The organism is Frankia sp. CcWB3, assembly GCF_977927595.1.
In genome coordinates this window covers 1-11,094 of the sequence record NZ_CDWRCK010000142.1, presented here as the reverse complement: position 1 = coordinate 11,094, position 11,094 = coordinate 1, and the positions used below count along the sequence as shown (strand labels likewise).

Here is an 11,094-nt window from a genome sequence, read left to right as displayed (position 1 = left end):
CCGACCTGACGTTCACCAGCTGGCAGCGCTCGCCGCTTTTCGACCTGGTGCCCGATCCCACGCCGCACGACGGCCGGCTGGTCGGCTCGCTCAACCTCCGGCTGGACGACCGGCAGCGGCCGGACACCGCAGGCGGCGCGGTGCCGTTCGCCCTCGTGGCGCCGCGGGATGTCGCCGCGCTGAAGCCCGGGGTCGTCGCGCGGACCGCGCCCCGGGCGGACGCTCCGGACGCGGAGACCACGAAGCTCGTGCACGTCGACTTCGCCGACCCGGGCCTGCCGTGGCGGTACACGCCGCGCAAGGCCGTCGGTGACGTGCTGCCGCCGTGGCTGGTCGTGCTCGTCGGCACGATCGAGGAGCTGCGGGTGGACTCCGGCACAGTCGCGATCCTGCGGCGGTCGGTGCTGGAGAAGCACGACCTCACCACGTCCGCGTCATGGGCGCACGTGCAGGACGACGGGCTTACACATGCGTCCCGGCTCCTCTCTCCGCGCAGGCTGGACCCGCAGACTGAGTACCGGGCGGTCGTCGTCCCCGCGTTCGACGACGCGGGCGCGCCGGCGTGGGACCTCGCCGCCGGCCGGCAGCCGTCCACGCTGCCTGTGCTGCACTGGTGGCGGTTTTGGACCGCCGAGGAGGGCGACTTCGAGACGCTCGCGTTCGCGATCACCGCTCGGTCGTCCACGGGGCTGGGGCGGGCGCCGCTGGCGTACCGGAGAGGGCCGGTCGACCTCGCGCTGGAGGTCCGCGGCGCGATCACAAACCTCGGTGGCGACCCCGACGGCGCCGAGGAGGCGGCCGCGCGGGCGGACCTCGCGGCGTTCGTGGCCGCGGCGCGGACGCTCGCCGACCCGCTCGGGCGCGGGGTGGTGAGCCTGCCGGACTACGGGCGGCCGTGGGTGACCGGCTCGTCGGCGTGGGCAGACACGCTGAGCGCCGACCCGCGCTTCCGCGGCACGGCCGGCCTCGGGCTGTGGATGGGCCTGGAGTGGCAGGATGAGCTCGTTGCCGCGGCGGCCGACCAGCTCGGCGCGCTGCCGCTCGCCGGGCACCTCGTCGCCCAGCTCGCGCTGGGCCTGCACGCGGCGGGATCGCTGTGGGAGCGGCGGATCCCCGACGACCCCGTACACCGGATCGACCTGTTCGCGCCGTTGATGCGCCGGCTGCGGACGCCGACAGGGACCGCGCTCGGCGCGCTGACCGGGCCGGCGAGCCCGCTCGAGGCCGCGTTGTTCTCCTCCGCCGCGCGCCGGATGCTCCGCCGCGGCGCCGCCTGGACGCGGCACACCGCGACCGGCTTCGTGTCCCGGCCCGACCTGATCGCGGCGGCGAACACCTGCCCGCTGCCGTCTCCCGTGCCGGCCGGGCTGCCGCACGTCGACGAGATCGCCCGCCGGCAAGGGCTGCCGGCGCTCGATGAGCTGCCGCTCGAGCCGCGCCGCGATCCGCCGCTGGTTGGCGAGCACCGGCTGAACGTGGTGGACCTGCGCCGGTTCCTCGACCCGTTGCTGCCGCGCGGCACGGTGCTGGAGTGCGCGCCGTCGGACCTCGGCGGCGCGGCCAGGGTGGTGAGCACGGCGATCGACCCGCGCGGTCCGGACGCCCCGGCGATCCTGCGCGTCCGGTCCCGGGTCAACGGCCTGCCGCTGCTGACGCTGGAGCCGCCGGAGCTGCCGGTGGGTATGGACCTGCCGACGTGGACGCTGCTGCGCGACCGAGCCAAGGAGTGGCTGCTGCCCGGGATCGGCACGCTGCAGAAGCACTCGGTCGTCGCGATGCGGACGAACCCGGCCTTCATCGACGCCTACCTGGTCGGCCTGAACACCCAGCTGCACGGCGAGATGCACTGGCGGAACATGCCGGTCGACCGGCGCTCCACGCCGCTGCGGATGTTCTGGGGGCACGTCGACTTCGAGACCGGGAAGCGGGAGGCGGACATCGTCCCGGTCGAATCGTGGCCACCAGCTTCGGACCTCGGCGATCTCGGGCACCAGGTCACGCAGCCCGGCGAGACGACCGGCAAGCAGGACCTGGTGATCGTGTTCCGGACGGACCTTTTCCGGCGCTACCCGCGCACGCTCGTCTACCTCGTCCGCCCCACGCCGACCGCGGACGCCGCGCTGATGGCGACGCCGGACTTCTCCTACGCCGCGGCCAACAAGGCCGACCGGCGGTTTCTCGGGTCGATCTTCCAGGGCGCGCTGGCGCCGGACGTCGTGTTCTTCGCGTTCGACGTCGACCCGTCCACACTGGACCAGTTCTGGCTGGTGCTGGACGAGCCCCCGTCGGAGCTGCGGTTCCGGTCGGTGGACGTGGTGGAGAACCCGGTCGGCGGTGGCGCCACGACCGGAGCGGCGTTCGCGGCCGCGACCATCGACACGCCGACCCGGGTCGGGTTCGACGGCGACTTCCTCGAGCGGCTGGGGCTGGCATGACGTACGCATCGCGCCGGGACGCCCTGCTGCAGAGCGCCGCAGGGACCGCCGCGGGCCGGATCGCCGACCTCTCGATCCAGCTAGCCGGGGACCTCACGCCCGACTCGCGGGCGGACCTGGAGCAGCAGCTGGTGGCCGTCCAGGCCCTCGCCGCCGCGATCGATGCCGAGCGCACACTGCTGGCGGGCGCGCCGGCCGGCGAGCTCGCTGACGAGGCGGCCGAGCGGGCCGTGCTGTCCTGGCTGTGGGGACCGCCGAAGGCGCGCACCGGCGACGTCCTCGGCGCGCTCGGCACCGACGCGGTGCGCACCCTCGCCGGGACCGCGCCGCCGATGCCCGGACTGGTGAACTCCGCGCTGGCGGTGGTCCGGCAGGAGCGGCCGGGGCCGGACATCGTGCCGAGTCTGCAGGCGAGGTTCGGCGCCGACGTTTTCGACACGCTGGTGGCGTCCGCCGTTCGGACCCGGCTCGAGCTGCCCGTCACCGAGCGGCCCGCGCTCGTCCGGGACGTGTGCGTGCTACTGCCCGTACGGCTGGAGACGCTGTTCCGGCAGAACGGTCCGCAGTGGACGATGTTGCTGCGGGTCGTGCCGGACGAGGCGTCCATACGCCGGGACGACCCGGTCCCCACCCCGGTCGAGATCGAGATGCTGACCCAGATGTGGCAGGACACCTGGGACGCCCTCACCCCGGCGCAGCGCGCGCTCGCGCCGTCGGACTGGCTGTCGCGCGACCTGTGCCCGCCGGCCTGGGAGCGGTTCTGCCGGCAGGTCGCGCCGCTGCGGGCAGCGTGGCTTGTGGGGGCGTACCCGCCCATGGTCGGCGCCGGCGGGGTGACCGTCGCGGCACCGGACGCCGCCGAGCACACCGCGCCGCCGAACCGGGTCGGCGGCTTCCCGCCGTCGCTGGAGGTGTGGTGCTCGTTCGGCGCCAGCGACCCCGTGCTGGTCGGATCGTCCACGGTGGACACCTCGGCGCTGGTCTTCGACGTGGTCGGCGCCCACGCGGAGGCCGGCGGCACGGTCGTCGAGCAGGCCGACCGCTGGTGGGTGTCCTGGCAGGCCGCCCAGGACGTCGGCCTCGGCCTTGAGATCGCGCTGCCGGACGGGCGCGGGCCGGACGACATCGGCGTGCTCTACGTGGTCGGGGTCGGCGACGAGGACCCGGCCGGGCACCTGCGGGCGCAGGCCGACGCCGGCGAACTGGCGCTGCTGCCGCTCGGCGCGCCGACCAACGCCGTGGAGGGCGAGCAGGCCGCGAGCCTCGGCACCGACCCGGGGGAGTGGCGGGACACCGCGGCGTTCCGGGTCGAGGGCATCCAGATCAACCCGCTCGCACGGCCGCTGACTGGTGCGCCCGACTCGCTCCCGGCCGTGTCCGGCTCGGCGAGGACCCTCGACCAGCTGCTCGTCCGTGCCCTGTGGCCGGCGCTGTGGGGGCACCAGCTGTGCGACGTGTGGGGGCTGCGCGAGGATGCCGACCGGCTCGGCGCCTGGGCCGCGGACCACCTGCGGCCGGAGGGGCCGCTGCCGCCTGTACGAATCGCCGAGCAGCCGTACGGGCTGCTGCCCGCCTCGGTGATGACCGGCTGGCGGATCTCGGCGGAGGAGGGCGAGTCCGCGGCGTGCGAGGAGCGGATGCTTGCACCACTGCTCGTCCTGCGGGACGCGCTCGCCGCCGGCGCGCGCGGGAACGGCACCGCGGTCGGCGCGGACACCGCCGGGCTGCTCGAGCTGTTGGGCCGGGACGCGGTCTCCGCCGGATACATGCACCGGCTGTTCCTCCCGGCCACGCTCTGGGCCGCGCTGTGGAACGCGACCACTGGCGTCGAGGCCGACCGGTTCGCCGAGGAGGTGCGGGCCGCCCTGGAGCCCGCTGTTGTGAACCTGCTCGGGCAGGAGCCGGCGCGGGCGTACCTCGCTGCGGCCGAGGCCGACCGGCTCACGCTGCCGCTGGTCGCGCCGACCCGGTGGCCGTCGTGGTTCTACGAGCCCGGCCGGGTCGACGAGAACGGCGACCCGGTGCCGGCGATGAGCGTCGAGGAAGGCCTCGCGCGGCTGGTCGAGACGCTGCTCGACGAGCGGCCCGGCCCGTGGGACCGGGCCGTCGAGGCGTGGCACGAGCTGCTGCCCGACAGCCTGCTCGTCCGGCTGCTGCTGCACTCGGTGATGCTGGCGGTCGCCGCGGTGGCCCGCGTGAACGCCGGCTCGGGCGACCCGCTGTTGGAGCCGGAGATCGGTTCGACCGTCAACCCGACGCTGCTGCGCTCGCTCGGCCAGGCCTGGTCGCCCGGAGACCCGGACGACCACCCGGCCGGCTTCGTGCTGCGGGTGCACCGCGACGGCCTGGCCCGGCTCTACGAGCTGCTCCGCGAGCCGCCGCCGGATCTCCTGTCCGACGTGGAGCGTGCCCTGCGGTCCACCCTGGACACCGCGACCCACCGCGTCGACCCGTGGCTCACCGGGATGGCGGCGCGCCGGCTCGACCTGCTCGCCGCGAAGCCGGATACCCGGTTCCGGCTCGGCGTGTACGGCTGGGTGGACGGGCCGATGCTCGGCACGCCAGGCCCGACCGAGGGCGGGCTGCTGCACGCGCCGTCGCACGCGCAGGCGCTGACCGCGGTTGTGCTGCGGGACAAGCAGGTCACCGACCGGCTCACCGATCCCGCCGGCCGCGACCTGTGGTCGATGCAGCTGGAGTCCGACCGGATCCGGCTCGCCGAGGAGATGGCCGAGGAGGTCCGGGTCGGAGCGCACCTGCACGAGGCGCTCGGCCGGCAGGTGGAGCGGGTCGTCAGCGCCCACGCCGACGTGGCCGCGCTGCGCTCGCAGTTCCCGATGCGCGGCGGGCAGGCGGAGCCCGGCCGGGTCTGCTCCGGGCTCGCCGCGCTGAGCGCCCTCCTGTCCGCCGCGCCGCCGCTGCCGGTCTCCCCGGCGCAGAGAGAGCTGCTGGAAGGGCTGCGGGACGCACTCGACGCGTACGGGGACCTGCTGGTCGCGGAGGCCGTGCACCAGGTCGTGACCGGCCGGGCGGACCTCGCCGGCGCTGCGATGGACGCCGCCGCAGGGCTTGGCGCGCCGCCGACGCTCGCGTTCACCGAGACCCCGCTGACCGCCGACGGGCTTACGTCCGCGGTGGTGGCCGCGGTGCCGTACGTGGCACCGCTCGCCGGCGACGGAGTCGCGCCCGCACTCATCGCCGACGCCTCGGTGGCCGCGGCGGTCGCGGCGGCGACGGGTCCCGCCTCGGCGTGGACCTGGGGTCCGGTCACGCTCTCCGACCTCGGACTCGCGCCGGAGGACACGCTCGTGCTGTCGCCGGACCTGCTCTTGGCGATGGCGGCGTATCGGCTGGGTGCCCCGCCGGACGGCGGCACCGGGCCGGGCTGGCAGCGGCGCGCCCGCGACCTCGTCCGCGCGCTCGGCAGCCAGCCATCGCTCGCGAGCGACGTCGCGAGCACCGAGGACTCCGCCAGCGTCGCCGCTCTCGACGCCGCGATCCTCACCGACCTGCGCGCCCGGTACGCCGAGCTGCGCGACGAGGCGCAGCGGACGGTAGACGCGCTGGCCGCGGCGGCCGACACGCCGTCCCGGGTGGCGGCGCTGCGCCGGGCGCTGCGGTGGGGAGTCACGCCGATCGTCGGCAGGACCGAGCAGTCGGCGTTCCTGGCCGCGCTGCTCGACGGCGTCGAGCCGGCCGATGCGGGGCTGCTGCCGTCGCTCGCCGGCCGCGCCCACGACTCGCTCGCCGCGCGGCTGCAGGCCGCGCCGCCGATCGGCGCGCGGGAGCCGGTCGGCCGCGCGATCGCCGAGCTCGCCGCGCCCGAGGGCCACCTGGCCGTGCTGTCCGCAGTGCCACTCGGCACGCTGCGTGAGCTCAGCGGGCTGACCGCCGCCGCCGACCCGGGACTCGACGAGGAGTGGCTGCCGGTCGTCGCGGCGGTCCGGCCGCATGTCGCCCGGCTGGAGGCCGTGCAGCTCGCCGCGCTCGTCGGGGATGCACCGTCCCTGGCACCGACCTCGAGCGCGCCGGGCGACCACTGGCGTACGGCGGCGCTGGCCGACCTGCGGGCCTCGCGGACCGCGCCGGGCGGGAATCCGCGTGCGGCGCTGCCGCGGTTCATCGCCGGATACGGGCTCGGGGATGTGTGGTCGGCACAGCCCGACGTGCTGGTGGCAACCGGGCTCGTGGACAGCTGGAGTGAGTCGGTGCCGCGGTCCCGGCAAACCACGACGGCCGCGTTCGGGTTCAACGTACCGGCCGCGAGGCCGCCGCAGGCGATCCTGCTGGCGGTGCCGCCCGATCTCTCGGCGTCGTACGGGGTGGGGGCCACGACCGAGGGGCTCGTCGCGGTGCTCGCGGACACCCGGCTGCTCGCGCACGCGCGGGCCGGGCGGCCCGAGCACCTCGGCGGGCTGCAGGCTGCGGTGCCGACAGTCCTGCTCGAGGGCACAGGGCAGACCGGGTTCAAGGTTGAGGGGACGTCGTTCTGATGGCCGACCGCTACGACGTCCACCGCCGGATCGAGCCCGACCCGACCCGGCGCTCGCTGGCCGCCGGCTTCGCCGCGGGCGTGCACGACCCGGTGTGGTTCCTGTCCCGGCAGTGGCAGATGGGCGAGCACCAGGGCGAGAACGCGACCACGCCGGTGCTCGTGACGTTCTCGGCGTCGTCGTCGCCGGTGCAGCCCGCGCCGGACGACCCGGCCGGCGACCCGACGGTGGTGCCGGCCGAGGCGCTCGTCGAGTCCGAAACGGACAGCTGGTGGACTCTGGGACGGCGGGTGCGAGTGGGTGCTGCGCTGGACCTCGACCCGTCTACTGTGGACCCTGCCTACCTGCTGGTGGATCCGCCGCCGCCGTATGAGGGGCTGGCCGGTGCGCTCGACGGGCTCGCCGCCTGGCGGGATCCCGAGCCGCTGGGGCTCACCGCGACGGACTTCGCTGGGATTCCCGGTGTGCCGCCGTTGCGGTGGGACCCGGCGGAGCTGGTCTACACGGCCGAGTTCCCGGTAGGGGACACGACGCTCGCGCTGCCGCGGCACCGAGGCGGGCGGGTCGACTGGTTCTCCGGCTCCGGCGCAGGGCCGGTGTCGCTCGCCGCGGCGGCCGAACGGCGGGCGTACCCGGTGGCGTTGCACTACCCCGGCGCGCCGAACAGCCGGTGGTGGGAGATTGAGGACGCGGCGGTCGACATCGGCGGCTACCCGCCGGACAGCAGCCACGTCGCGACCACGCTGCTGCTGGAGCTGATTTCGACGCACGGCGACGACTGGTTCCTGTTCCCCGTCGATGCGGCCGCCGGGTCCGTGCTCACGCTGCCCTCGGTGGTTGTGACCGACTCGTTCGGTGACTCGTACGCGGTGGCGCCGCCGCCAGACTGGTACCTGTTCCGGACCTCCGGGCTCTCGCCGTCCTCACTGGTCGTGTGGCTGCGGGCGGTCACGCCCGTCGAGGAGGTACTGCTGGGCCTGGACGAGTACGCGAACCTGCTGTGGGCGGTCGAGCGGCGGCTCGACGGCCACGCGGTGCCGGCGCAGCCGCCGGCGTCCGTGCTGCCGCACGTGGAGCCCGCGTCCTACGTTTACGCCGCCGGGCGGGACGCGGCCGTGCACTGGCACCCGTACGAGGTCGACGACCGGCGCCGCTTCGTGCAGCGCCGGCTGGCCGACCCGTCCGGTCCCGACCTGGTCCTGTTGCCGGCGGCCGCAGCCGAGGTACTGCGCGTCCGCGGTCCCGGCGGCGAGACCGTCCATGAGATCGAGCCAGCCACGATCCCGTCGATCGGCGTCACGCTGACCCGCCGCCGCCGGTTGGCGCGCGACACGTCCGGCGCCCCGATCCTCTGGTCCCAGCGCCAGCGCACCCCGTTCCTCCGCCCACCCACGGGAGCGACCCGCTTCGACGTCCTGGCCGAGGACGCCCCGCCAGGCTAGAAGGCTTGGGCGGGCGAAGCCGCGAAGGATGGGTCAAGTTCTGGGTAGGCGGGTCAGGCTGCGAGGCCGGCGTGCTGGATGAGTTGGTCGACGGCTTTCTGGTAGGTGTCAGCTGCTTTGCGTAGTGGCGGTGGGTCGGAGCCTGTCAATCCCGGTGAGACATCAGGCGGCTTGGTCTGTGGGTAGCGTCTCCTCGGTCTCGATGATCGCTGGGGGCTGGTTGATCCATTATGGCCACGGCCGCGACGAGACCCGCGGTATCAAGGCCGCCACCGTCGCCCACCTCGACTTCCCGCACGCGGCCCAGGCGATCCGTATCCACCGCTGGCGCCGGGTGAAAGGCAGGCCGGCGACCCGCGAGACCGCCTACGGGATCACCAGCCTTACCTTCGAGCAGGCGCCGGCCACATTACTCGCGCTGTTCGCCCGCCAGCACTGGCACATCGACATCTGTTCATCAGACTGCACCTGTGAGTAGCCAAGAACCCGATCAGGGGCCGACAATCGGGCGTGAGGGGCTGCTGCGGCTGGTCGAGGTGGTTGAGCGGTTGCAGGCCCGTGGCCGGCAAGGAGGTGGGGCACCATGGACGGCGGAGACGACGGGCGCCCCAGATCCAGGCAGAGCCGGATGTGGCGAGTCTGTGGACGGGGCTGCCGGTGGCCAATCGCCGGACGGCGGTGTACTGGCTGGCGCTGATCGCTCGCAAGAGTCTGCCGTCGCGGAGCGAGGCGGCGAACCAGCAGGCCCCGGCGGCACCGAGCTCGGAGAGTGACCGGTGACCACGGTGATGCCGTGGGAGCGGTCGGGCGGCAAGGTGACCTGTCGCCATACCGACCGGCCGGCGGTGGTGTATGTGCGCCAGTCCACCCGCGGGCAGGTGCTGGGGCACGGTGAGTCGACGCGGTTGCAGTACGCGTTGGTGGACCGGGCCGTGGCGCTGGGCTGGACGGCGTCGCGGGTCCAGGTGATCGACGATGACCTGGGCAGGTCCGGGGCGAGCGCGGTCGACCGGGCGGGGTTCCAGCGGCTGGTAGCCGAAATCTCTTTGGGGCACGTCGGGCTGGTACTGGGCACGGAGATGTCGCGTCTGGCACGCTCGGGGAAGGACTGGTACCAGCTGATCGAGTTGTGCGCGCTCGGTGGTGCGCTGCTGGCGGACGTCGATGGCGTGTACGACCCGGCCGAGTACAACGACCGGTTGCTGCTGGGGTTGAAAGGGACGATGTCCGAGGCCGAGCTGTATCTGATCAATCAGCGGATGCAGGCCGGGCGGGTGAACAAGGCCCGCCGCGGCGAGTTGGCCATCGCGCTGCCGGTGGGGTATTGGCGTCGTCCGTCGGGCGAGGCGGTGCTGGACCCCGATGAGCAGGTGCAGTCCGTGGTGCGTCTGGTCTTCGCGAAGTTCGCCGAGCTCGGTTCGATCCAGGGCGTGATGCGTTTCCTGGTCGAACACGGCATCCAGATCGGGATCCGGGCCCGCTCGGGCTCCGACAGGGGCGAGCTGGTGTGGAAACGGCCAGCCCGCGCCACCCTAACCTGCATGCTCGGCAGCCCGATCTATGCCGGGGTCTACGTGTATGGGCGGCGGCGGGTCGATCCTTCCCGCCGCCGCCCCGGGCATCCCAAGGCCGGGCTGCGGCGGATGGAGCGCGCCGAGTGGCTGGCCTGGATCGAGGACGCGTTGCCCGCCTACATCACCGTGGCGCAGTACGAGGCCAACCAAGCCCGCCTGGCCGCGAACCAGCCACACGCCGACGTGCCCGGCGCGGTGCGCTACGGCCCGGCGCTGCTGGCGGGGCTGCTGCGCTGCGGCCGATGCCGCCGCCGGATGACGGTGGCCTATCACATCGACGCCGGTAAACCCCGCACCAGCTACAACTGCACCGGAGCCGGCGCCGACTACGGCGGCCCGCACTGTCAGCACCTCAGCGGCCGCTGTCTGGACACCTTCATCACCGCCCGGCTGCTGGCCGCGCTGACCCCGGCCGCCGCACAGGTCAGCATCGCCGCAGCCGAACAGCTCCATGCCGACCGGGCCGCGCTGAACAAGATCTGGACCCAGCGGCTGGAACGTGCCCAGCAGGCCGTGGACCACGCCCGCCGCTGCTATCAGCTGGCCGAGCCCGAGAACCGCCTGGTGGTCCGCCAGCTGGAAGCCGACTGGGAACAAGCCCTGGCCCACCACCGGCAGCTCACCGAGGACTGGCACCGCTTCCAGCACACCGCCCCCGTGCCCTTGACCGCCCCTGACAAGCAGGCCATCGCCGCCGCGGCAGCCGACCTGCCCACCCTCTGGAACGCACCGACCACCGACAACGCCGACCGCAAGCAGATCATCCGCGCCGTCATCGACGAAATCATCGTCACCGTCCGTGGCCGCAGCGAACTGGTCGACGTCACCATCTGCTGGGCCGGCGGGATGACCACCACCGGGGTGCTCCGCCGCCTCCTCCAACGCTTCGAAGACCTCAGCTACTACCCCCAGCTCACCGCCCGCGTGATCGAGCTCACCCGCCGCGGCCTGGATCCTCGCCAGATCGCCGATCAGCTCAACACCGACGGTTTCCGCCCCGCCCGCGATGACGGCCCGATCCGCTGGCGACTGGTCGACCAGGTCCTGCGCCGCGCCGGACACCCGATCACCCACCACCACCGGCCACTGCCCGTCCACCCCGACGAGGCACCCGGCGCACACGAGTGGTGGCTCGCGGATCTAGGTCTGT

6 protein-coding genes are annotated in these 11,094 nt (G+C 74.0%); all 6 read left to right on the top strand.

Annotation, left to right across the window (positions count from 1 at the left end; genetic code table 11):
- Positions 1-2,435 (top strand): hypothetical protein (locus ACY5KJ_RS12280; RefSeq protein WP_462203395.1); only part of this gene is annotated, 2,435 nt, incomplete at its 5' end.
- Positions 2,432-6,928, top strand: a complete 4,497-nt coding sequence (locus ACY5KJ_RS12275) for a hypothetical protein (RefSeq protein ID WP_462203394.1) — start codon at positions 2,432-2,434, stop codon at positions 6,926-6,928. The genes ACY5KJ_RS12280 and ACY5KJ_RS12275, both read left to right, overlap by 4 nt.
- On the top strand, positions 6,928-8,370 hold the full coding sequence (locus ACY5KJ_RS12270; protein ID WP_462203393.1) for a hypothetical protein: 1,443 nt from the start codon (positions 6,928-6,930) through the stop codon (positions 8,368-8,370). The genes ACY5KJ_RS12275 and ACY5KJ_RS12270 overlap by 1 nt, the downstream gene beginning before the upstream one ends.
- Before the next feature lie 154 nt (positions 8,371-8,524).
- Positions 8,525-8,848, top strand: coding sequence for a hypothetical protein (locus ACY5KJ_RS12265; RefSeq protein ID WP_462203392.1), 324 nt, complete (start codon positions 8,525-8,527; stop codon positions 8,846-8,848).
- A 179-nt stretch (positions 8,849-9,027) separates the two neighbouring features.
- The gene (locus tag ACY5KJ_RS12260) at positions 9,028-9,150 is read left to right on the top strand and encodes a hypothetical protein (protein WP_462203391.1); all 123 of its coding nucleotides are present in this window, start codon (positions 9,028-9,030) and stop codon (positions 9,148-9,150) included.
- The coding region (locus tag ACY5KJ_RS12255) for a recombinase family protein (RefSeq protein WP_462203390.1) at positions 9,147-11,094 on the top strand (1,948 nt) is incomplete at its 3' end. The genes ACY5KJ_RS12260 and ACY5KJ_RS12255, both read left to right, overlap by 4 nt.